At 54.6% G+C, this 22971-nt stretch carries 23 protein-coding genes and 1 pseudogene; 6 read left to right on the top strand and 18 right to left on the bottom strand.

Annotation, left to right across the window (positions count from 1 at the left end):
• Window positions 1-89 precede the first annotated feature (89 nt).
• The 4 genes from phnE (REH51_RS08260) to phnD are packed head-to-tail and all read right to left on the bottom strand — an operon-like array spanning window position 90 to window position 3542.
• Entirely contained in the window at window positions 90-899 is an 810-nt protein-coding gene (phnE, locus tag REH51_RS08260) for a phosphonate ABC transporter, permease protein PhnE (protein ID WP_009723189.1), read from the bottom strand.
• The gene (gene phnE, locus REH51_RS08255; RefSeq protein WP_009723188.1) at window positions 893-1702 is read right to left on the bottom strand and encodes a phosphonate ABC transporter, permease protein PhnE; all 810 of its coding nucleotides are present in this window, start codon (window positions 1700-1702) and stop codon (window positions 893-895) included. Before phnE (REH51_RS08255) ends, phnE (REH51_RS08260) begins: the two co-directional genes overlap by 7 nt.
• Window positions 1689-2495 carry a phosphonate ABC transporter ATP-binding protein gene (gene phnC, locus REH51_RS08250; RefSeq protein WP_009723187.1) on the bottom strand — a complete coding sequence of 269 codons (807 nt, stop codon included), beginning with the start codon at window positions 2493-2495 and terminating at the stop codon, window positions 1689-1691. Before phnC ends, phnE (REH51_RS08255) begins: the two co-directional genes overlap by 14 nt.
• Before the next feature lie 57 nt (window positions 2496-2552).
• Window positions 2553-3542: a phosphate/phosphite/phosphonate ABC transporter substrate-binding protein gene (gene phnD / locus REH51_RS08245; RefSeq protein WP_009723186.1), complete on the bottom strand. Its 990-nt coding sequence runs from the start codon at window positions 3540-3542 to the stop codon at window positions 2553-2555.
• A gap of 158 nt (window positions 3543-3700) precedes the next feature.
• On the opposite strand from phnD, the gene REH51_RS08240 reads away from it, so the two are divergent.
• Complete coding sequence (locus tag REH51_RS08240) at window positions 3701-4294, top strand: histidine phosphatase family protein (RefSeq protein WP_009723185.1); 594 nt, start codon at window positions 3701-3703, stop codon at window positions 4292-4294.
• On the opposite strand, the gene REH51_RS08235 is transcribed toward REH51_RS08240, so the two are convergent.
• The 8 genes and pseudogenes from REH51_RS08235 to hemE form a co-directional block, all read right to left on the bottom strand.
• The gene (locus tag REH51_RS08235; protein ID WP_009723184.1) at window positions 4291-4686 is read right to left on the bottom strand and encodes a RidA family protein; all 396 of its coding nucleotides are present in this window, start codon (window positions 4684-4686) and stop codon (window positions 4291-4293) included. The two genes, REH51_RS08240 and REH51_RS08235, sit on opposite strands and share 4 nt — an antisense overlap.
• Window positions 4687-4777: 91 nt before the next feature.
• Complete coding sequence (locus REH51_RS08230; protein WP_009723183.1) at window positions 4778-5506, bottom strand: amino acid ABC transporter ATP-binding protein; 729 nt, start codon at window positions 5504-5506, stop codon at window positions 4778-4780.
• A gap of 86 nt (window positions 5507-5592) precedes the next feature.
• A complete protein-coding gene (locus REH51_RS08225; protein WP_498937538.1) occupies window positions 5593-6693 on the bottom strand; it encodes an amino acid ABC transporter permease in 1101 nt (366 codons plus the stop codon).
• 21 nt (window positions 6694-6714) lie between these two features.
• Window positions 6715-7905, bottom strand: a complete 1191-nt coding sequence (locus tag REH51_RS08220; RefSeq protein WP_498937537.1) for an amino acid ABC transporter permease — start codon at window positions 7903-7905, stop codon at window positions 6715-6717.
• Between the two features lie 91 nt (window positions 7906-7996).
• Window positions 7997-9022: an amino acid ABC transporter substrate-binding protein gene (locus tag REH51_RS08215; protein WP_009723180.1), complete on the bottom strand. Its 1026-nt coding sequence runs from the start codon at window positions 9020-9022 to the stop codon at window positions 7997-7999.
• A gap of 235 nt (window positions 9023-9257) precedes the next feature.
• A pseudogene (locus REH51_RS08210) lies at window positions 9258-10268 on the bottom strand (amino acid ABC transporter substrate-binding protein).
• 92 nt (window positions 10269-10360) lie between these two features.
• Window positions 10361-11221, bottom strand: a complete 861-nt coding sequence (gene speE, locus REH51_RS08205; protein WP_009723178.1) for a polyamine aminopropyltransferase — start codon at window positions 11219-11221, stop codon at window positions 10361-10363.
• Window positions 11221-12333, bottom strand: coding sequence for a uroporphyrinogen decarboxylase (gene hemE, locus REH51_RS08200; protein WP_009723177.1), 1113 nt, complete (start codon window positions 12331-12333; stop codon window positions 11221-11223). Before hemE ends, speE begins: the two co-directional genes overlap by 1 nt.
• 230 nt (window positions 12334-12563) lie before the next feature.
• Between hemE and ribA the strand changes: the two genes are divergently transcribed.
• Together ribA and trhA are read left to right on the top strand one after the other, a co-directional pair.
• The gene (gene ribA, locus REH51_RS08195; RefSeq protein ID WP_009723176.1) at window positions 12564-13199 is read left to right on the top strand and encodes a GTP cyclohydrolase II; all 636 of its coding nucleotides are present in this window, start codon (window positions 12564-12566) and stop codon (window positions 13197-13199) included.
• 35 nt (window positions 13200-13234) lie between these two features.
• A complete protein-coding gene (gene trhA / locus REH51_RS08190) occupies window positions 13235-13933 on the top strand; it encodes a PAQR family membrane homeostasis protein TrhA (RefSeq protein ID WP_009723175.1) in 699 nt (232 codons plus the stop codon).
• Here the strand turns inward: trhA and REH51_RS08185 are convergent.
• The 5 genes from REH51_RS08185 to REH51_RS08165 form a co-directional block, all read right to left on the bottom strand.
• Complete coding sequence (locus REH51_RS08185) at window positions 13930-14553, bottom strand: glutathione S-transferase family protein (protein WP_009723174.1); 624 nt, start codon at window positions 14551-14553, stop codon at window positions 13930-13932. The two genes, trhA and REH51_RS08185, sit on opposite strands and share 4 nt — an antisense overlap.
• A gap of 62 nt (window positions 14554-14615) precedes the next feature.
• Window positions 14616-15377, bottom strand: a complete 762-nt coding sequence (gene djlA, locus REH51_RS08180) for a co-chaperone DjlA (protein WP_009723173.1) — start codon at window positions 15375-15377, stop codon at window positions 14616-14618.
• A 29-nt stretch (window positions 15378-15406) separates the two neighbouring features.
• Window positions 15407-17332 carry a 1-deoxy-D-xylulose-5-phosphate synthase gene (dxs, locus tag REH51_RS08175; RefSeq protein ID WP_498937534.1) on the bottom strand — a complete coding sequence of 642 codons (1926 nt, stop codon included), beginning with the start codon at window positions 17330-17332 and terminating at the stop codon, window positions 15407-15409.
• A 1-nt stretch (window position 17333) separates the two neighbouring features.
• Complete coding sequence (ispA, locus tag REH51_RS08170) at window positions 17334-18230, bottom strand: (2E,6E)-farnesyl diphosphate synthase (RefSeq protein ID WP_009723171.1); 897 nt, start codon at window positions 18228-18230, stop codon at window positions 17334-17336.
• Window positions 18224-18520 carry an exodeoxyribonuclease VII small subunit gene (locus REH51_RS08165; RefSeq protein ID WP_009723170.1) on the bottom strand — a complete coding sequence of 99 codons (297 nt, stop codon included), beginning with the start codon at window positions 18518-18520 and terminating at the stop codon, window positions 18224-18226. Before REH51_RS08165 ends, ispA begins: the two co-directional genes overlap by 7 nt.
• Before the next feature lie 283 nt (window positions 18521-18803).
• Between REH51_RS08165 and serA the strand changes: the two genes are divergently transcribed.
• Window positions 18804-20048: a phosphoglycerate dehydrogenase gene (gene serA / locus REH51_RS08160; protein ID WP_498937533.1), complete on the top strand. Its 1245-nt coding sequence runs from the start codon at window positions 18804-18806 to the stop codon at window positions 20046-20048.
• 90 nt (window positions 20049-20138) lie between these two features.
• Here the strand turns inward: serA and REH51_RS08155 are convergent, their stop codons facing one another.
• Window positions 20139-20828 (bottom strand): pirin family protein, encoded by a 690-nt coding sequence (locus tag REH51_RS08155; RefSeq protein ID WP_498937530.1) that lies wholly within the window; start codon window positions 20826-20828, stop codon window positions 20139-20141.
• Between the two features lie 222 nt (window positions 20829-21050).
• On the opposite strand from REH51_RS08155, the gene trhO reads away from it, so the two are divergent.
• Window positions 21051-22010: an oxygen-dependent tRNA uridine(34) hydroxylase TrhO gene (gene trhO / locus REH51_RS08150; protein ID WP_009723166.1), complete on the top strand. Its 960-nt coding sequence runs from the start codon at window positions 21051-21053 to the stop codon at window positions 22008-22010.
• A 106-nt stretch (window positions 22011-22116) separates the two neighbouring features.
• Window positions 22117-22923, top strand: coding sequence for an enoyl-CoA hydratase (locus REH51_RS08145; protein WP_009723165.1), 807 nt, complete (start codon window positions 22117-22119; stop codon window positions 22921-22923).
• Window positions 22924-22971 lie beyond the last annotated feature (48 nt).

The following is a 22971-nucleotide window of genomic DNA, read 5'->3' as shown; positions in this document are numbered from 1 at the left end:
TCCTCCTTGTCGTTAGTTACCCTCTAACCATGGCAAGCGTTTGCCGTTTGGTCAAACACTTGCGAGTGGCGAAGTACGTTGTTGGGGGGTTAAAGTACCTTGCTGCGCAGTAGACTTGTAATGGCTTCGCCAATCAGTACCAAGATAATAATCGCGATCAAAATGGTGGCGACCGTCGGCCAGGCAAAGGTGTCGATAGCTCCTTGAAGAATCACACCAATGCCGCCTGCGCCAACGAGTCCTAGCACGGTGGATTCACGGATATTAATATCCCAGCGCAAAATCACAATGGCAAAAAAGGCTGGCATCACCTGGGGCACAATGGCGTAGGCAACCACTTTTGCCTTGGAAGCACCGGTAGCTTCCATCGCTTCCACCGGTCGCCGGTCGATTTCTTCAATCGCCTCACCCATTAACTTGCCGATAAAGCCAATTGAGCGAAACACAATCGCTAAAATCCCTGCCAGCACGCCGGGGCCAAAAATAGCCACAAATAACAGCGCCCATATAATCGTATTCACCGAGCGGCTTGATACTAGAATAAAGCGCCCTAGCCACAGGCAAACACGATTGGGAGTGGTGTTCTGTGCGGCGATATAGGCCACGGGCAAGGCTAGGAAAATAGTGAGGAATGTTGCTAACGTCGCGATATGTACCGTTTCAAGCAGGGCGTTGAGAATACTGTTTAGCCCGGCAGCGCTGGGTGGCCACATGCGCGCACCCAAGTTAGACATTTGATTGGGAGCGTCCCATACCCAGGGCCAGAAAATATCAATATCGCGAACCGCCCAGAACACCAGCATTAACGTGCCCAGCAGCACGGCGTAGCGGATGAGCCGCTCTTTACGGTCGTAGCGATGCCAAACGCGGTCGGCAAGTTGCTGTGCGTGATCTACCATATTTTTTTCCTCACCCAGCCGCTGATGCCTTCACTAAGCAAAATAACCGCGATAATGACCAGCAGAATCGCAAAGGCGAAGTCGTAATCATAACGACCAAAGGCATTCATTAACGTGCCACCGATCCCGCCTGCACCGACGATCCCAACCACCGCAGAGGCGCGAAGATTGCTATCAAGCTGGTACATCGACAGGCCGACCTGGCGGGGTAATATTTGAGGAAAGACGGCGTAATACAACGTAGCAATGTAGCCTGCACCTGCCGCACGCATGGCCTCTACTTGCCCCCAGTCAATCTCTTCGATTTCTTCTGCTAACAACTTTCCAACAAAACCGATGGAGTAGAGGGTAAGCGTTAAAATACCTGCCAGTGGCCCAAACCCAACGGCCGCCACGAATAAGATGGCCACAATAACGGGGTGGAAGCTGCGCGAGATAATAATGACCGCGCGGCCAATAACGTAAATGGGCATTGGTGCAATGTTACGAGCGGCCATCACCGCAAACGGTATCGATAGGAAAACGCCTAGCAATGTGGCGAGAATGGCAATTTGGAAGCTCTCTTTAAACCCTGTCAGCAGCAACTCGTATCGTTCCAAGCTGGGTGGGAAGCCTCCGCTAAAGATGCGCGCTGCCCGCGGTAAGCCTTCTGAAATGCGCGCCCAATTAAACGGTAAAGAACCGAAAGCCCACACCAGATAAATCGCTGCGACAATAAAAATGCCGTAACGGATGACGGGATTGGCAATAAAAGGCGGCTTTTTCCAGGTGCGCGGAGAAGCGGGGGAGTCAGACGGCGTCATGTCGTGGCTCCTCTGTATGAGCATCGGGCTGCTCGGTTATTGCATCGTCAGGTGCTTCAATACCGCCATAGATAGCATCGAGCGCATCTTTATTAAAGTCCGCGGGCAACCCATCAAAAATCATCTTGCCGTGGCGTAAACCGACAATACGCTCAGTGTAGGTTTTTGCTTGAGCAACGTTGTGAATGTTGATCAATACCGGCAGCGAAAGCTCACTGGCAAGGCTCTGCAGCAGTATCATGATCTGCTCGGACGTGCGCGGGTCTAGCGACGCCGTTGGTTCGTCGGCCAGTAACAGGTCGGGTTCTTGCATTAATGCTCGTACCACCCCGACGCGCTGGCGCTCACCGCCGGAAAGCTCATCGGCACGTTTATTGGCGTAATGAGCAATCCCAACGCGCTCCATAAGGGTAAAGGCGCGCTCTATATCGGCTTGGGGGTAGCGCCGTGAGATTGCTTGGTAGAGATTAACGTAGCCAAGCCGCCCAGCGAGTACGTTCTCCATGACGGTAAGGCGGTCAAGTAAGTTAAAGCCCTGGAAGACCATGCCAATTTTACGCCGGGCACGGCGTAATTCAGCGCCTTTCACGTTAACCAGTTCGGCGCCGTTGAGTTTGATAGAGCCCGATGTAGGTTCTACTAACCGATTGATGCAGCGGAGCATAGTGCTTTTACCAGCACCGGACGCGCCAACGATAGAAACAACGCTGTTGTCCTCTACCTTAAGATCGAGGCCCTTCAGCACCGCCTCGTTGTGGCCATAACGCTTGACCAGATTCGTAATTTCCAGCATGTGATGGCTTCCATCAGAAGATGAATAACCGCGCCATCAGTGACGACGCGGCCGCTATTACTCCAGGTTGTCTGGCGTGTAGCTCACGCCGTTTGCCGCCTGAATAGTGCGAATCACTTGCCAGTTATCTTTGTAATTAATCGGAATAAACTTCTCGACGCCTTCAAACTCTTCGCCAAGCTCGGTGCCAATGAAATCGAAGGTAAAGAAGGCTTCCTCGATTTTTTCTACAAGGTCCGGGTGTAAGTTATGGGCGTAGTTATAGGAGGTGGTAGGGAAACGGTCAGACTCGAAAATTAGACGTACATCATCTTCATCGTATAGGCCGCGGGCTGCCATGCGCTCGACCACTTCAGAAGCCACTGGGGCGGCATCGTAGTCCCGTGCTACCACGCCCAGCATTGATTGGTCATGGCTGCCGGAGTAGACCACGTCGTAATCTTCGTCGGGGGTAATGCCAAGCTCTGGCAGTAAGGCTCGCGGCGCTAGATTACCGGAGTTGGACGTTGGTGAGGTGTGGGCAACACGCTTGCCCTTGAGATCTTCCAGGCTCTCAATGTCTGAGTCTACGTGGGTAAATAGCTGCAGGGTGTAGCCGAACTGGCCGTCATCTGACCCCATTAATGCGAAGGGTACCGCGCCTGCCAAGTTAACGGCAAATGGAGTAGGGCCGGTTGAGAAGCCGGCAATGTGTAAGCGCCCGCTACGCATGGCTTCGACTTGTGCGGCGTTAGATTGAACGGCGAAGAAGCGCACATCGCGTTCGGTAACGTCAGAAAGATGGTCAATAAAGGGCTGCCAGATATCCGAATAAATGGCAGGATCTTCTACCGGTGTGTAAGCAAAAATAAGGGTGTCTGGATTTGCCCACTCTGACTCATCGCTTGGGCGATCAGCGACCATGTCACCATTTTCATCGCAGTAAAGGGAATCAAGGTCACCGCGTTCGCATTCGGCGAAGGCATGGCTAGAGAGCAGTGCGAAGGGGAGCAATGATGCAGCCGCCAGCATAGCAAGCGGGCGCTTGCAGAAACGTGATGTTTGCATAGTTAGCCTCTTATGTGCGTTATTTTTGTGTTGTGCTATCCACGATCGAGTTCTGTGCTTTCTTTTGCTGAGCGTGCGTTTCGCAAGTGGACATTTGTAGCGCTAGATGTTTATTTTTCGAAAACGACCTCTTTCAATCTAGGATTTGTTACAAAGATATGTCAAACACTTTCACAACCGCCTTCTACCATTGGCGAAACCGCTATCTCTTGATGCGCCATGGCCACAGCCAGGCGAACGAACAAGGGCTCATTATTAGTTCGCCTGAGCGTGGGCTTTGCGACTTCGGCTTGTCACCTCTGGGTGAACAGCAGCTATCGACAGTCGTTGAGCAGTGGCAGTGGCCGACTCCCACGAAGGTGGTGCACTCGGACTTTTTGCGGACTACACAAACCGCTGAACGAGTCGCCTGTGCCTTTGGCTTAACACTGGAGAAAGAGGAGCGCCTGCGTGAGCGCTACTTCGGTGAGTTCGATGGACAAACGGATCGGTATTATCCGGATGTATGGGCGCTAGATACCCAAGATGCGGACCATCAACAGCATCAGGTGGAGGCGGTCAGCAAGGTGGCCTCGAGGATGTGTGCCGTGATTAAGGAGGTAGAGCGCCGCTGTGAAGGTGAGACAGTACTGGTGGTGAGTCATGGCGACCCGTTACAAATACTGCTCACAGCGCTTGCCAACAAACCGCTGACGCAACATCGCGAGCAACCTGCCTTACAGCCTGCCAGTATTACCCCGCTGGGGAGTTAGTCGGTTTCTTGCGCGGGAGGAATCCAAGCAATCATATCCACTTCTACATCGGCCCCACCAGCAAGACCGGTGACACCAATACAAGTGCGGGTTGGTAGTGGCTGCGTGAAGTAGCTGGCGTAGACACCATTCACCTCGTCAAAGTGGCCCATGTTGGTAATAAACACCCGTGACTGAACCACGTATTCAAAGCTGCTGCCCACCTCTTCCAATACAATGGCTAAGTTTTGCATGACGCGGTGAGTTTGCTCGGTAAATGTACCCAGCAGCATTTCGTTGGTTTCCGGGACGGTGGGCATCTGGCCGGTAATAAACACTAAATCGCCTACTCGGCAAGCGTGCGAAAAAGGAGCAATCGGCTGCGGGGCGCGGTCGATAAATAGCTTTTCCATCTTAAATTGTCTCTCTTGTGTCGATGAGCCAGCGTCGTTAGATATAAAAACGGGCCTACGAAGAGGCCCATTGGTTTACCAATCGCTTTACTTAGTGCCCCAGGATCTGGCTTAGGAATAGCTGGGTACGTTCTGATTGTGGGTTATTGAAGAAAGGCTCGGGAGCGTTTTCTTCGATAATTTGCCCTTGATCCATAAAAATCACCCGGTCGGCGACGGTTTTGGCAAAGCCCATTTCGTGGGTCACGCAGAGCATGGTCATGCCTTCATTGGCAAGCTCCACCATAACGTCTAACACTTCCTTGATCATTTCCGGGTCAAGAGCCGACGTCGGTTCGTCGAATAGCATCACGTCAGGGTGCATGCACAGTGAGCGGGCAATGGCTACCCGCTGCTGCTGACCGCCGGAAAGCTGGCCTGGGTACTTAAGTGCCTGCTCGGCAATGCGCACCCGCTCTAAGTACTGCATGGCCATTTCTTCTGCTTCGCGGCGCGGCTTTTTTTGTACCCACATCGGTGCGATACAGCAGTTTTCCAGCACCGTTAAGTGAGGGAAGAGGTTGAAGTGCTGGAACACCATACCCACGCTGCGGCGGATCTGTTCGATACGCTTAACGTCTTGGGTGAGCGGTACACCGCCCACCACGATATCACCTTGCTGGTGCTCTTCCAGGTGGTTAATGCAGCGAATCAAGGTTGATTTGCCCGAGCCTGAAGGCCCGCAAATAACGATGCGCTCGCCGCGTTTTACTTCTAGGTCGATATCGCGCAGCACGTGGAAATCGCCGTACCATTTGTTAACGCCGCGCATTTCGACCATCAGGTCAGAAGTACTGGTGCCAGAGAGGTTGGTGGCTGCTTGAGTCATGTCTTTATCCTGCTAAAAAATCGTTAATAAAAGCGGCGTTAGCGCTTATGGCCGGTGTGCAGCTTGCGTTCTAAATACTGGCTATAGCGCGACATGCTGAAACAGAAGATCCAGAACATGAAGGCGGCAAACACATACCCTTCCAGTGAGAAGCCCAGCCAGCGTGAGTCGGCCAGCGCCGCTTGCACGATCCCCAATAGGTCAAATAGCCCGATGATCATGACCAGGGTGGTGTCTTTAAACAGCGAAATGAAGGTGTTCACGATGCCGGGAATCATCATCTTCAGCGCCTGAGGAAGCACAATCAGGCCCATGCGTTTCCAGTAGGTCATGCCTAGCGCAGCGGCAGCCTCTTCCTGACCCTTAGGGATGGCCTGCAGGCCACCACGAATAACCTCGGCCATGTAGGCACTTTGGAACAGTGTTAAGCCGATCAGTGCACGTACTAGCCGGTCGACGCTCATATCGGAAGGCAGGAAAAGCGGCAGCATTACCGAGGCCATGAACAGTACGGTAATCAGTGGCACCCCGCGCCAGAACTCGATGAATACCACGCAGAAGCTTTTCACGATTGGCATATTGGAGCGTCGCCCCAATGCCAGCACAATCCCGATTGGTAGCGCCCCAACCATGCCGACGGTGGCCAGCAGCAGAGTCAGCATCAAACCACCCCAGCGGTGTGTCGATACGCGGGGAAGGTCGAAGTAACCGCCGTGCAGCAGCACATAGGCAACAATGGGGAAGCCGACTAAGGCAAACACGGCTACCCAACGTTTGAAGGGTAGGCGGGGAATTGCCAGCCACGCTATTAGCGTAAAGAAGCCAGCAAAGACAATGTTGGCTCGCCAGATTTCCTCACGGGGATACAAGCCGTAGATAAACTGAGTAAAGCGTGCATTGATGAAGCCCCAGCAAGCCCCTTCCCGAGAGCAGTCATCCCGTGTGGTGCCTATCCAATCGGCATTCAGAAACGCCCACTGAACGGTGGGAACCACGAGCAAATAGAGTATGTAAAGCCCGATTAGGGTAAAGATAGTATTGATCGGGCCGTTGAACAGGTTGGCACGTAGCCAGGCAACCGCCCCGACAGAACTACTGGGGGCTGGCCGCTCTTTAATGATTGTTTGATTATGGATCATGTGAACATCCTCACCGTCGGCCTAGCGTTCAACCAGTGCCACTCGGGCGTTGAACCAGTTCATAAACATGGACACCAGCAGGCTGATGGTTAGGTAGACCGCCATGGTCATTGCAATGACCTCAATGGCTTGGCCGGTCTGATTCAGCGTGGTGCCTGCAAATACCGAGACAAGGTCGGGATAGCCGATGGCAGTGGCCAGCGACGAGTTCTTGATCAAGTTCAGGTATTGGCTGGTCAACGGCGGAATAATGACACGCAGCGCCTGAGGGATGACCACCAGGCGAAGTACCAGGTTACGTGGCAGGCTTAACGCCTGGGCGGCTTCCGTTTGCCCGTGTGAAATCGCCTGGATGCCTGAGCGGACAATTTCAGCAATAAATGAGGCGGTATAGATCGACAGGGCAAGCCAAAGGGCGAGGAACTCGGGAATCACCGTGATACCGCCACGGAAATTAAAGCCGCGCAGTTCCGGCATCTCCCAGGTAACTGGCACACCGGTGGCTACCAGTACTAACAGGGGTAAGCCAAAAATCAGCACAAACGAGATCCAGTAAGCTGGCAGGCGTTTCCCAGTGGCTTCATGGCGACGCTTATTCCATATAACCAGCGCAATGCTGGCAACAATGGCGACAAGAAAGGTGAGGGGGATTAAGCCAAAGCCAGACTCAAACAGTGGCTGAGGGAAATACAGCCCGCGCACGTTAAGAAAAATCGCTTCTCCAAATGCCATGCTCTCCCGGGCGCTCGGCAACGTGCGTAGCACGGCAAAGTACCAGAAGAAAATTTGCAGCAGCAGCGGAATGTTGCGGAAGGTTTCGATATAGGCGGTGGCTAAGCGCGCCAGTAGCCAGTTAGGCGACAGGCGGGCGATGCCAACAATAAAGCCAATGATGGTGGCAGCCAATACCCCTAGGCCACCTACCAGCAGTGTATTGAGTAAGCCGACCAGGAAGGTGCGGCCATAGGTGCTTTGGGAAGAGTAGTCGATCAGACTCTGCACAATTCCAAAGCCTGCGGTGTTGCCCAAGAAACCAAACCCGGTGGTGATACCACGTGCGGATAAGTTGTCTTGGACATTACCGACAATGTAGAGCAAAAAGGCTGCCACAGCAGCGACGAGCAGCAGCTGGAAGATAAGCGCACGTTTGGCACGGTCTCGCCAAAACGGCGGCTTGTGGCCAGCGGGGCGAGTGTTAGGACTTACGGACATGGAAGGCGTCTCCGCGATACGGACGGTCAATCAAATGGCCCGCCAAGGCCCCTGGAAGAATGGGGCGGCGGGCCGGGGTCAAACGAGACGCTTAGCGAATCGGCGGTGCGTACTGGAAACCACCTTGGTTCCACAGGGCGTTAACACCACGTTCAATCTCAAGTGGAGAGCCCATACCCACGTTGCGATCAAAGCTTTCACCATAGTTACCGACTTGGCTCAGGATGTTGTAGGCCCAATCAGCGTCTAAGCCCATACCTTCTCCGTAGTTGCCATCTTGACCAAGCAGGCGGGCAACATCAGGGTTATCAGAGCTGAGCATTTCTTCGGCATTTTCGCTGGTGACGCCATACTCTTCACCATTAATCATTGCGAATAGCGACCACTTCACAATGTTGAACCATACATCGTCGCCTTGGCGTACCACTGGGCCGAGCGGCTCTTTAGAGATAACGTCTGGCAGAATCATCGCGCCAGACGGGTCATCTAGCTGAATACGCAGTGCGGCTAGCTGGGAAGTATCGGAGGTCAGAACGTCGCAGCGGCCAGCCTGGAAGCCGCCAACGGTTTGTTCAGAGGTATCGAAAACGATGGGGTCAAACTCCATGCCGTTGGCACGGAAGTAGTCTGCTAGGTTCAACTCAGTCGTGGTGCCAGACTGAATACAAATAGCGGCACCGTCCAGTTCAGACGCGCTGGAAATACCCAGGTCGCGGGAGACCATAAAGCCTTGGCCATCATAGAAGTTAACGCCAGTAAAGTTGAGGCCCAGCGTCGTGTCACGTGTGGTGGTCCACGTGGTATTGCGTGAAAGTACGTCCACTTCACCAGATTGTAGGGCAGTGAAACGCTCTACAGCGTTCAGAGAAATATAGTTCACCGCATCCGCGTCGCCGAGAACGGCAGCTGCAACAGCACGGCATACGTCAACGTCGAGTCCTTGCCAGTTACCTTCATCGTCTGGGGCGGAAAAACCTGGCAGGCCGTCGCTGACACCGCACTGCACGGCGCCACGCTCCATCGTATCTTCTAACGTATCGGCTTGGGCAGTGGCGACACCGGCCAACGTGATAGCACCCGCGGAGGCCAGCAGTACCAAGTGTTTCTTATTCATCATGGTCGTTCCCCTTACTCGATTTAATGTCGTTATGCATGCAGATGCATGACACTAAAAGCTAGCAAGGAAGATGCCAGAAAGGATATGTCGCGATATTCAGCGCTTTTCAACGCAAAATGAGCGACTTATACGAAAGAATGGGTGCAAAAAAGCGCATTAGCGGCTACTGGTCGCTCTATTTTGGTGCAATGCCGCTAATTCCTCCCTACGTTTAGCCTAGAATCTGCGAATCGGATTAGCGAATCGGTGGGGCGTACTGAATACCGCCATCTTTCCACAAGGCGTTTAAGCCTCTAGCAATCTTGAAGTCAGAGTCAGCACCGACGTTTCTATCAAAGATATCGGCGTAATTACCCACTTGCTTGATGATTTGGTACGCCCAATCGGTGTTGATGCCCATTGGCTCGCCCAAGTCGCCGTCTTGGCCAAGCAGGCGCATTACATCAGGGTTTTCCGAATTAAGTTGCTCGTCTACGTTGGCTTGGGTGATGCCTAGCTCTTCCGCATTTAGCATGGCAAACAGTGACCACTTCACAAGATTGAACCACTGGTCGTCACCTTGACGAACGGCTGGGCCAAGCGGCTCTTTCGAGATGATTTCAGGGAGCACGACCGCCATGTCGGGATCAGCAAGCTGCATCCGCTGGGCATAAAGTTGGGAAGCGTCGGAGCTTAAAACGTCGCAACGGCCTGCTTCAAAGCCTGCAATAGATTGCTCGGGTGCATCGAATACGACGGTATCATAGGTCATGCCGTTGATGCGGAAGTAATCAGAAAGGTTGAGTTCGCTGGTGGTGCCGGACTGGGTGCAAACTGCTGCGCCATCAAGCTCTTTGGCACTTTGCACACCTAGATCACTGGCCACCATAAAGGCTTGGCCATCGTAATAACTCACGCCGGTAAAGTTCATTCCCAGCGTTGTGTCACGGCTTTAGGTCCAGGTCGTGGTGCGTGATAGGACATCGACTTCGCCAGACTGCAGAGCAGTGAAACGCTCTACCGAGTCGAGTGGTACAAAATCTACTTTTGTCGCGTCGCCAAGCGCCGCAGCAGCAATGGCACGGCACACATCGGTGTCCAGGCCCCGGTATTGGTCGTCGTCAGCCAACGATGAAAAACCTGGCTGAGCGGCATTAACGCCACAGCGCACGCTATCGCGTTCTTGAACGGTTTCCAACGTGCTGGCCATAGCCATCGCGGGTACTAAAACACCAATTCCTACTCCCAACCAACGAACGGTTTTCATTTGTTATTCCTTAACGTGAAAGGGCAAATAATCGTAAGCACATAAAAAAAGCCGAGCAATGCTCGGCCTTTTGGCTATTCGCAGGCGCAGCGTTATGCGAAGGCTTTACGCATAAAAGGCGGCAGCGATAGTGCACCACGGTGAGCATCACCTGTGTAGTACTGTAGCGGCATTTCATGCTCAGCGGCAGCCTGTTCGCGGAAGCTTTCAACGCTGGTCGCTTTACCGGCCAACGTGACGCTCCACCAGCCAGAAGGGTAAACCGGCTGTGGGAAGGGCAGTGTGGCCACGCTATCAAAGCCCGCTTCACGCATGTCGTTACGCAGTTCGCGAATAATAGAGCCGCTGTGGTAAAGCGGTGATTCGCTTTGCTGCACCATCACGCCGCCATTTTTTAGAATACGGTGGCAACGCTTCAGGAAGTCGGTTTTAAACAGCCCTTCGGCGGGGCCAACTGGGTCGGTGGAGTCGATAATTAGCACGTCGATGCTCTCATCGGCAGCGTCGTCTACCCACTTTACACCATCAGCAAACAACAGCTCGGCACGTGGGTCGCCGTTAGCTTCTACCAGCGCTGGGAAGAAACGCTCGGCGGCCTTGGTCACTTCTTCATCGATGTCGATTTGCGTCACTTTTTCAACACCAGGGTGACGCAGCACTTCCTTCAGCGTGCCGCAGTCGCCGCCGCCAATAATCACTACCCGCTTGGGGTCTTGATGGGTGAACAGCGCCGGGTGGGCAATCATTTCGTGATAGAGGAAGTTGTCGCGATCGGTCAGCATTACGCAGCCATCTAGCACCATCAGGTTGCCGTAGGTCTCCGTGGTATACACTTCCAGGTGCTGGTAGGGGCTTTGCACATCCAGCAATTTCTCAGTGACTTTCAGCGAGAAAGCGCTGCCGTGGCTATCAAATACTTCGGTAAACCACTGGTCGTCGCGTAAATCGCTCATTACTTTGCTCCTGGGCGCGGGGCGTTCGTTTGGGTAGGAATGCCTTGATGATACTGCGGGCTTAAATCGTGCAGCGCCTCCATAAAGGCGGTGACGTGATCAGGGTTGGTGAACTGGCTGATGCCATGGCCCAAGTTAAATACGTGGCCAGGGCCGTGCCCATAGCTTTCCAGCACCCGTGCAACTTCCGCGCGGATGGCAGAAGGCCGAGCGAACAGTACGTTGGGGTCGAGATTACCTTGCAGCGCCACTTTATGGCCTACCCGTGCGCGGGCGTCAGAAAGTTCGGTGGACCAATCGATACCTAGCGCATCGGCTCCAGCGCAGGCGATATGCTCAAGCCATTGGCCGCCGTTCTTGGTAAACAGGATGACCGGCACGCGGCGGCCACCGTGCTCACGAATCAGGCCGGAGACAATTTGCTCCATGTAGCGCAGCGAAAATTCCAGGTAGGCGGGTGTTGATAGCGCTCCGCCCCAGGTGTCAAAAATCTGTACTGCTTGAGCGCCAGCGCGAATTTGCGCGTTTAAGTAGTCGGTTACTGACTGCGCCAGGGTATCCAGCAATTGGTGCATGGTGTCTGGCGTATCGTAAAGCATGGTTTTCAAGTGGCGGAAATCTTTGCTAGAACCGCCTTCCACCATGTAAGTGGCTAACGTCCAGGGGCTGCCCGAAAAGCCAATCAACGGCATCCGGCCGTTCAGCTCACGACGAATGGTCGAAACGGCACGCATTACATAATCGAGATCGCGCTCGGCGTTGGGCACCGTTAACGCTGCCACCTCTTCTGGGGTGCGTACCGTTTTTCTGAATTTAGGGCCTTCACCGGTTTCGAAATAGAGCCCCAAGCCCATCGCGTCTGGGATCGTGAGAATATCGGAAAACAGAATAGCGGCGTCGAGCGGGTAGCGCTCAAGGGGCTGTAGCGTCACTTCACAGGCGAGGTCATGGTTGCGGCACAGATCCATAAAGCTACCAGCATCGGCGCGGCTGGCACGATATTCTGGCAGGTAACGGCCTGCTTGGCGCATCATCCACACCGGAGTGCGGTCGACGGGCTGGCGAGCCAGCGCGCGAAGAAAACGGTCGTTTTGCAAAGGTGTGGTGGTCATAAACACTTGCTCTTGAGAAGTTTGCCCGCATTGTAAGGGAAATAGCGTACTTGAAGATAACGGTACTTGGAGATAACTGTGCTTGAAAATAGCAATTGTACTTAAAAACGTACTTAAAAACGTCTCTCTCTGTTGATACCGTGAGGCCACCGCCGCTTCCTGGTAAACTGTCTTCTTATTTTGCCAACGCCGGTGTGGTTAGCTGGTTTGGTTAATCAACGAGGTAACCTGTGACCATTCGCTTCATTGCCACTTCCCGGCTGCCCACGCCTTGGGCCACATTCACCATGCACGGCTTCGAAGACGAAGCCACGGGTAAAGACCATATCGCCTTAACATTAGGTGATGTGAGCGGCGGCGAGCCAGTACTGGGGCGCGTGCATTCTGAATGTTTAACTGGTGATGCGCTGTTCTCAATGCGCTGCGACTGCGGCTATCAGTTGCAAGAAGCGCTCAAGCGTATTGCCGAAGAAGGGCGTGGCGTGCTGTTCTACCTGCGCCAGGAGGGGCGAGGTATTGGGCTGCTGAATAAAATCCGCGCTTATCATCTGCAAGACCAAGGTGCCGATACGGTCGAAGCCAACGAACAGCTTGGTTTTGGTGCGGACATGCGTCGCTATGACCTGTGTGTGCCGATGCTTAACCACTTGGGTATCACGGCACTAAAACTGATGACCAATAACCCTAGAAAGGTTGATGCCTTAACCCGGGATGGGGTGAATGTGGTTGAGCGCCTACCGATTACCACTGGCCTGAACCCGCACAATGAACACTATCTCTCAACGAAAGCTGGCAAACTTGGTCATATGATGGCGCTGGACGACTTTACCCAGGCCAGCGACGTCGATATTGAACGTAAAGGATGATAGTGAGCGGGGGGAGTTGTTAGGAGTGCCCCAAGATGAAAGCCGAAGATGAACAACAGCGTGACGTGCTGCCTCAAGAGCAAGGCGAGTTCAGCATTGTCGAAGAGTGGTTACACAGCATTACCCACGGGGTTGGTGCTGTACTCAGCCTGGTGGGCATGGTCGTGCTGTTGGTAGTCGCGAGCTTAGCTGCCCATGTTGATCCTTGGAAAATTGTCAGCCTGAGCCTGTACGGCGCTACGTTAGTCCTGCTTTATACCGCTTCGACCTTCTATCACGGCATTTCTAATCGGCGCTGGAAGCAACGCTTCCAGATGCTTGACCACTGCGCGATTTACTTACTTATCGCGGGCACCTATACGCCTTTTCTGCTCGTTAATATGCGCGGCACCACGGGCTGGGTCTTATTCACCGCCGTGTGGTCGCTAGCGCTAGTGGGGATTGGCTGTAAACTGCTTTGGCCACAGCGTTTCGCGGCACTACGCGTGGCTATCTATTTACTGATGGGCTGGATGATCGTGCTGGCCTCTAGAGAGATGGCGGCCAATTTATCAGTGGCCGGCATCGCTCTGCTTGCCGCAGGGGGAATCATCTACACGCTAGGGGTGATCTTCTATGCCGTGCGCGCCATCCCCTACAATCACGCTATCTGGCATCTGTTTGTGATTGCCGGAAGTGTCTGCCACTACTTTGCCGTCTACAGCACTGTCCTGCCCCACCGAGCGGTCACTTAGCGATCAACTGCCGCTTGCTCTTTTTCCATGGCACGGGCTAGCGCTGGACGATCAGCGTGGCGTGTGCGGTAGGCAGCCAGGGGTTCAGGCAGGCGATGCTTCATACCAACTGCCCACGTTAAGGTGTGGGTAAGGAATAAGTCCGCCAGGGTGAAGGTATCGCCTACCAACGTTTCCTGACCATGATAACGGCGCTCAAGCGCTTGCAGTGCCCGCTGAAACTCCCATGCGGCGGTAGGCAGTACGGCGGGGACGCGTTGGTCTTGGGGAAGGGCGAACTTATGCTTGGCCTGTAACCACAGTGGCTGCTCTATTTCAGTGACGATAAAGCTTAGCCACTGGTCGACCTGCGCTCGTTCAGCGGCGTTTTCTGGTAATAGGCGGTCGTCACCGTATTGTTCAGCGAGATAGCGGCAGATGGGAGCTGACTCAAACAGCGTTAGCTCGCCATCTTCAATGACGGGCACCTTGCCATCTGGATGGCGGGCTAGGTGTTCTGCGGTTTGTCCCTCGCCTTTATCCAGCGCTACATGCTGGCAGCGGTATTCCAGCCCAAGCTCTTCAAGTGTCCAGGCAACCCGCACCGAGCGGGAGTTCGGAAAGCTGTAGTGCGTTATCATTAGGCGGCTCCTAAGCAGCGCGGTGAGGCTTTACTGTAGCGAGTGCTTAGAAACCTGTCGAGCTACCGGTCTCGGGCGCTACGGATGCGTTCGTAAGCGTTGCCAATTTCGCTGGTGCGCGCCTGAGCCACTTCACGCATGCTTTCTGGCAGCCCTTTACCGGCGAGTTTATCTGGGTGGTTTTGGCTCATCAGGCGGCGGTACGCTTTCTTGATTTCTGCGTCGCTGGCGTCTTCATTCACCCCAAGTACGCGGTAGGCGTCTTTTAGCGCCTCTTCGCTGGAACCTTGTGAATTCGCGGCGGCACCGTGAAGCATGGCTTCAATCTGCTGTACTTCGGCGTCGCTACAGCCTACTCCGCGGGCCACGCGCAGGATCATCTCGTGCTCGGCAGGGTGAAGCACGCCGTCGGCAGCAATGGCGGTTAACTGAACTTGCAAAAACACTTGGCGTAAAATCGGCTGGCGCTGGGTCAGCCGATTAACGTTGGCCAGCTCTGCATCTAGGTTGAAATCGTCGGCGCGCCCGCGCTCAAAAGCGGCCCGCGCTTTGGCACGCTGTTCGCCTTGAAGGTGCATTTGGTCGAATAGCTTTTCGGCCACGCCAAGCTCGCCATCGGTGACTTTGCCATCGGCTTGGCACAAGCAACCCATTACCGAGAAGATCGATTCTAAAAAGCCTTCTTGGATTTGCGTGCGGGCGGCGTTTAAGCGGCGGCTAATCCGTCGTCCTAGCCACCAGCCCAGCCCTCCGCCTATCAGCAGGCCCCAGACGCCGCCAACGGCCAAGCCAATCAGGCCAAACAAGATAATCAAAAATAGCATGGTGTTCTCAACCGTTGAAAAGTTAAAAGTTACGGGAGACGAGCGCGGATAGCGCGCTCGATACCGTCGGCATCCAGGCCGCAGTCGCGTAGCAACTCTGCAGGGGTGCCGTGTTCAACAAAGGTGTCAGGCAGGCCTAAATTGAGCACCTCGATTTGTACCCCTTCAGCATGCAGTAGTTCGTTCACTGCGCTACCTGCACCACCGGCGATCACATTCTCTTCCAGAGTGACCAGCAGCTCATGTTCATCAGCGGCATGCAGCACGGTGTCTCGGTCCAGTGGCTTGATAGAGCGCATATTGATATGCGTTGCGTCGAGCTTTTCAGCAACCTCTGCGGCGGCGCTGTTGACGCTACCAAACGCTAGCAATGCAATGCGTACGCCTTCGTTACCAGCCTCGCGGCGCACCTGTGCCTGGCCAATGGGCAACGGCTCTAAGTGTTCCGGAATGGCTACGCCGGGGCCTGTGCCGCGAGGGTAGCGAACCGCTGCAGGGCCTGGGTGATGGTAGGCGGCGCTAAGCATGGCGCGGCACTCTGCTTCATCAGCAGGGGCTAAAATAACCATGCCGGGGATGCAGCGTAAAAATGATAAATCCATGCTGCCGTGGTGGGTTGGCCCGTCTTCACCGACTAGGCCTGCTCGGTCAATCGCAAACGTCACGTCTAGATTCTGGACGGCCACATCGTGAATAAGCTGGTCGTAGCCGCGCTGTAAGAATGTGGAGTAAATCGCCACGACAGGCTTCATGCTCTCGCAGGCCATGCCCGCAGCAAGCGTCACGGCATGCTGCTCGGCGATCGCGACATCAAAATAGCGCTCAGGATACTGTTGGGAGAAGCGAATTAAATCCGAGCCTTCGCCCATGGCTGGGGTAATCCCCATCAGCCGTGAATCGGTGGCCGCCATATCGCACAGCCAGTCGCCAAACACGTTGCAGTACTTTTTCTTAGCCGCTGTTTTGGGCGTTGCCGGTGGGTTTACCAGCGGCGCATTGGCAGTGGCGCTGGGCTTTTCTAGCTTAGTGATGGCGTGATAACCAATTTGGTCAGCTTCGGCGGGCAGAAAACCTTTACCCTTAACTGTTTTGATATGCAGAAATTGAGGGCCGTCCTGGTCGCGCAGGTTGCGCAATGTTTCGGTGAGCGCCTCCAGGTCGTGGCCATCGATTGGGCCGATGTAGTGGAAGCCCATCTCTTCAAACAGCGTGGCAGGGCTCACCATGCCTTTCATATGCTCTTCGGTGCGCTTGGCAAGTTCGAGTGCGCCCGGCAGATGGGAGAGCACTTTTTTGCCTTCTTCACGCATTTTAAGGAAGGGCTTACTAGACAGCACACGGGCTAGATAGGTCGCGATGCCGCCAACATTTTCCGAGATCGACATCTCATTGTCGTTCAGCACCACTAGCATGTTGGCGTTAACGTGGCCTGCATGGGCCAGCGCTTCAAACGCCATTCCTGCAGTGAGTGCGCCATCGCCAATAATGGCGCACACACGACGAGGATCGTTTTGCGCCTGGGCGGCTAAGGCCATCCCCAGGGCGGCTGAAATCGACGTGCTGGAGTGACCTACACCGAAGGTGTCGTACTCGGATTCGGTGCGGCGGGGAAACGCTGCTAGGCCGCCATGCTGGCGAATGCTGAGCATCTCCTCGCGTCGCCCGGTTAAAATCTTATGTGGGTATGCTTGGTGGCCTACGTCCCATACCAAACGGTCCTTGGGCGTATGAAAAGCGTGGTGCAGCGCTACGGTAAGCTCCACAACGCCCAGGCCTGCACCGAAGTGGCCGCCTGTCACACCCACGCTGTATAGCAAGTAGGCGCGTAATTCGTCAGCCAACTGGGCAAGCTGTTTAGCATTCATGGCCCGCAGCGCAGCGGGATGATCAAAAGAGTCGAGCAGCGGCGTCGCCGGGCGCTCGCGGGGAATCTCGTCGAACAACTTCATAGGCATGTCAGTGGTCGCGCTCGATCATATAGTGGGCAAGATCAGCCAGCGGTGCGGCTTGCTCGCCAAGCGGGGCGAGGGCGGCAATGGCCTCTTCAATAAGCGAATTTGCTTTATGCTGTGCGCCTGAAAGCCCCAGTAAGCTGGGATAGGTCGGCTTGGCACGTGCGGCATCAGCGCCGGAGACTTTGCCCAACGTGACGGTATCGCCCGTCACATCAAGGACATCATCATGAATCTGGAAGGCTAGACCAATGGCGCGGGCGTAGCGAATCAGAGCGGCAAGCCGTGGGTCATTTTCATCTACCGCGACTAACCCGCCTAAACGCACTGCAGCCACAATCAGCGCACCGGTTTTGTGGGCATGCATATGAGCCAAGGCATCCACATCCGGGTGGCCGCCTACGGCGGCTAAATCTAGCGCTTGGCCTGCGACCATCCCCGCCCGGCCAGAAGCAACAGCCAGCGTGGTTACCATGCTGCCAAGCCGTGGATGAGGTTGGCTGGCGAGTACCTCAAAGGCTAGTGCTTGCAGCGCGTCTCCCGCTAAAATTGCGGTGGCTTCATCGAACGCTTTATGCACCGTAGGTTGGCCGCGACGCAAGTCGTCATCGTCCATGGCAGGGAGATCGTCATGAATCAATGAGTACGCATGGATCAGCTCAATCGCTGCTGCGGGGGCATCCAACGCGTCTTCCCGCGCACCTAATGCGTTACCTGCGAGGTACACTAGCAGTGGCCGCAAACGTTTGCCGCCTACCAATAGGCCGTGACGCATCGCGGCTTCAAGCCGCGGCGCCACGGCTGGTTGGGTGTCAAACAAGGCTGAAAGTGTGGCATCTACCCGCGCATTGCTCGCCTGGCGCAGCGTCGCCAGCGGAGAGGCATTAGCAGTCGTTACCATGGCGGCGTTTCCTCGCTGTCGTTGCCGTGATTAGTGGCATTGTCCGTCTCTGGACCCGCCGTAAAAGAGGTAACGTCAAGCTTACCCTCGCGGTCTTCACTTAATGCACGAACTTTTAGTTCGGCGTTGTCGAGACGCTGCTGGGCGTCACGGGTAAGTCGCACGCCCTGTTCAAACGCGGTCAGCGCGTCCTCCAATGAGAGTTCGCCGGACTCAAGGCGTTCCACAATGGTTTCAAGCTGTGAAACCGTTGCGGCGAAATCTTGCGCAGGTGGAGTGTTGTCGCTCATTGGGTAAGGCCTACTATTTTGCTGGCGCCCTGACGCTGTTTAAGGGCGGCGAATATGGCTATAGCCGTGTTATCAAAAAATAAACGCCCAGTATACACCGAGCTAAGGGGGTGGCGTCTGCCCTCATCCGTGGTCAATTCTTCTACTTGCGCCCGGTTCATCTTGTAAACGCACACTTTTCATCATCTCAAGACGCCGAGAGTGGCAGTGGTTGTGCTACCATATGCGCCTCCCGTGAACCGATACACGGCGCATGCCGCCGACCATAGAGGTTGATTCAGCCATGGCCAAAACGTCCCTGGACAAGAGCAAGATCAAGATCCTGCTGCTCGAGGGCGTCCACCAAAGCGCGGTGGACAATTTTCACAACGCAGGTTACGAGAACATCGAGCCCCTGCCGACATCGCTAGATGAAGCGTCGCTGATCGAAAAGATTCGCGATGTTCACTTCATCGGCATTCGCTCGCGTACGCAGCTCAACGAGCGCGTATTTGACGCGGCAGAAAAGCTGGTGGGCGTTGGCTGTTTCTGTATCGGTACGAACCAGGTTGACTTGACGGCAGCCCTTAAACGCGGCATTGCGGTATTTAACGCGCCGTACTCCAATACCCGCTCGGTCGCAGAATTGGTACTGGCGGAAGCCATCATGCTGCTACGTGGCATTCCCGAGAAGAATGCGCGCGCTCACCAAGGGGGCTGGCTGAAATCAGCGAAAAATTCCCACGAAGCTCGGGGCAAAACCCTGGGTATCGTTGGTTACGGTAGCATCGGTGCGCAGCTTTCAGTGTTGGCTGAATCGCTTGGCTTCAACGTCATCTATTACGATGTGATCACCAAGTTAGGCATGGGCAATGCGAATCAGGTAGCGAGCCTGGAGCAGCTGTTAGCACGCTCTGACGTGGTTAGCCTACACGTTCCTGACTTGCCTGCTACGCGCTGGATGATTGGCGAGAAAGAGATCGCGGCCATGAAGCAGGGCGCCATCCTGATTAACGCAGCCCGCGGCAGCGTTGTTGAGATTGAGCCACTGGCAGAAGCGATTAAGGCTGGCAAGCTTAACGGTGCCGCCATTGATGTCTTCCCGGTAGAGCCGAAGGGCAATGATGAAGAGTTCCAAAGTCCGCTACGCGGCCTGGACAACGTGATTCTGACACCGCATATCGGTGGTTCTACCCTGGAAGCCCAGGAGAATATCGGTATTGAGGTGGCTGAAAAGCTAATTACTTATTCGGACAATGGCACCACGGTTACCTCTGTTAACTTCCCAGAAGTAGCGCTGCCTGCTCATCCAGATAAGCATCGTCTGTTGCACATTCATGACAACGTACCTGGCGTACTATCGCAAATTAACCGCGTACTGTCTGAAAACGGCATCAACATTTCAGGTCAGTACCTGCAAACCAATGATAAAGTGGGCTATGTGGTCATTGATGTTGATAAAGCCTACGGTCCGAAAGCCTTAGAAGCGTTGAAGCAAGTGGAGCACACGCTGAAAATTCGCGTGCTTTACTCGGCGCATAACAGCTAGACGATGCTGTCAGCGTAACCATCTAAAACGGCCCCTCTTTCGGGGCCGTTTTGGTTTATAGGCTTATTAGTTTCAGCGATTGAAACTGGTTTAGGCTAAATCAAACAACAGCACTTCAGCCGTTTGTCCACCGGTCACACTGAATGTTTCATGCGGTTGAAATGCAGCAGCATCCCCAGCGCTGAGGGTTTCACCGTTAACGTCAACCGTGCCTTTCACCACATGTAGCCAGGCATAGCGTGACGGTGGTGCAGTCGCTTGCTCTCCTGCATCGAACAAGCCAGCGTAAAGGTTAACGTCTTGATTAACGCTCACCGACCCTTCGCGACCATCTTGAGAAGCGACTAAGCGCCACTGGCCTTGGCGTTCAGCGGTAGGAAAGGCCTTCTGCTCATAGCTAGGAGTAATGCCACGCTTGGCAGGCTCGATCCAAATCTGCAGGAAATGCAGTCCGTTCTCTTTTGAATGATTAAACTCGCTGTGCAGCACGCCAGTACCTGCGGACATGCGCTGTACATCGCCCGGGCGCATTCCCTCGCCGTTACCCATATTATCGCGATGCTCCATTTCCCCTTCCAGTACATAGGAGATAATCTCCATATCCCGATGGGGGTGAGCACCAAAACCTTGGCCGCCGGTTACCCGGTCTTCGTTGATTACCCGCAGCGCTCGGAATCCCATATGGTTAGGATCCACATAGTTGGCGAACGAAAAAGTGTGGTAAGACCGCAGCCAGCCGTGGTCGGCGTAGCCTCGCTCATTAGAACGACGGATGTGCATGGTGTGCTCCGAAAACGTCATAAGGAATAGCACCAATATACGCTCGCTCGCCTGGAGCGTGGGGTGAAGCTTTTTAGACGGTCCGATCGAATAAATTGATGATTGACCCGCAGCCCCTCGTCATTGTCAGGCGGAGCAGCACTTCGCATGAATTGTTTGCTAAACTATGCGCGTTTATTTACCCGGTCCGCCCTTTGCGGGGGCGACTACCAGGAGTATTCCATGACGGAAACCACCCAAACGCCGCCTATTGTGGTCGCGGCGCTGTATAAATTTGTCACTCTGAACGACTTTGAAGCGCTGCGTGAGCCTCTGCGCCAGAGGATGATCGATAACGGCGTCAAAGGCACGCTGCTGCTGGCCAAAGAAGGTATTAACGGCACCGTGGCGGGCACCCGCGAGGGCATTGATGGCCTGCTAACTTGGCTGACCGCCGACCCTCGCTTAAGCGATATCGACCATAAAGAGTCCTACTGCGACGAAACGCCGTTTTATCGTACGAAGGTGAAGCTGAAAAAAGAGATTGTCACCTTAGGCGTGCCGGATATTGACCCCAACGACACCGTTGGAACCTACGTGGAACCGGAAGATTGGAATGATGTGATCTCCGACCCAGACGTGCTGGTCATTGACACCCGTAACGACTACGAAGTAGCGATTGGTAGCTTTGAGCGGGCAATTGACCCGAAAACGACCACCTTCCGTGAGTTTCCTGAGTACGTGCGTGAGCACTACAACCCAGAAAAGCACAAGAAAGTCGCCATGTTCTGCACCGGTGGCATTCGCTGCGAAAAGGCCTCCAGCTTTATGCTGAAAGAGGGCTTTGAAGAGGTTTATCACCTAAAAGGTGGCGTGCTGAACTACCTCGAAAAGGTCCCGGAAGAGCAATCTTTATGGCGCGGGGAATGTTTCGTATTTGATAACCGCGTCACGGTGCGCCACGATCTAAGCGAAGGCGAGCATGAGCAGTGCCACGCCTGCCGTATGCCCATCTCGCTTGATGATATGCAGTCGTCGGCCTATGAGCCGGGCATCAGTTGCCCCCACTGCATCGACTCACTCCCCGAGAAAACCCGCGCTGCCGCCCGAGAGCGTCAACGCCAAATCGAACTGGCTAAGGCCCGTGGCGAACCTCATCCTCTAGGCTATAACCATCGCAAGGGCAACCGCGCAAACACGTAACTCACGAGGCCTCCTGCTTCTCAGGAGGCCTCTTTGGTCGTATCTCGCCAACATTAGTTTTTGTACGCGCTAGACTGAGCAACACTCGACTGTCTAGGAGCTTTCTATGTCTGCCTCTCCAGATGCGCCACTGGCGTCTTCAGATCTGCTGCAACGCACTGACTATCAAGGGGTAACGACCCTTACTTTAAACCAACCTGAACGCTTTAATGCGCTGTCTGAGGACATGCTGACGGCGCTGCAACGTGCGCTTGATGATATTGCTCAGAATGAGCAAGTGCGCTGCGTAGTGTTAGCCGCGAACGGCAAGGCATTCTGCGCAGGACATGATTTAAAGCAGATGCGTGCGAACCCTGATAAAGCCTACTACCAAGCGCTGTTTGCTCGCTGCGGCGCGGTAATGCAGACCATCGTTAACTTGCCTGTACCCGTGATTGCTAAAGTTCAGGGCATTGCGACGGCCGCTGGCTGCCAGCTCGTCGCTAGCTGTGATTTGGCCGTGGCGGCTAGCAGTGCCCGCTTTGCCGTGTCAGGGATCAATGTGGGGCTTTTCTGTTCGACACCGGCGGTAGCGCTGTCGCGTAACGTATCGCGTAAACGGGCGATGGAAATGCTGCTGACCGGGGAGTTTATTAGTGCTTCTCAGGCTGCCGACTGGGGGCTCATTAATCGGGTTGCCGAAGAGAGCGAACTCGATAGTACTGTGGAAGCGCTCACTGCAAGCATTTGCGCTAAGAGCGCGGTGGCGGTGCGCACTGGGAAGGCAATGTTCGCCCGTCAGTTGGCCATGCCGTTAGAGGAAGCCTATGCCTTTGCTGGTGAAACCATGGCGTGCAACATGCTGGCAGACGATGTAGCCGAGGGCATTGATGCCTTCATTGCCAAGCGCCCGCCTCAGTGGCGCCATCGCTAGTAAATCTCGCTATATCATTGGTGGAATTTGTTTCCGTAAACGCGACAG

It is taken from the genome of Halomonas bluephagenesis, assembly GCF_054790765.1.
Note: the sequence above shows the minus strand (reverse complement) of the source record. Positions and strands in the feature narration are given on the sequence as shown.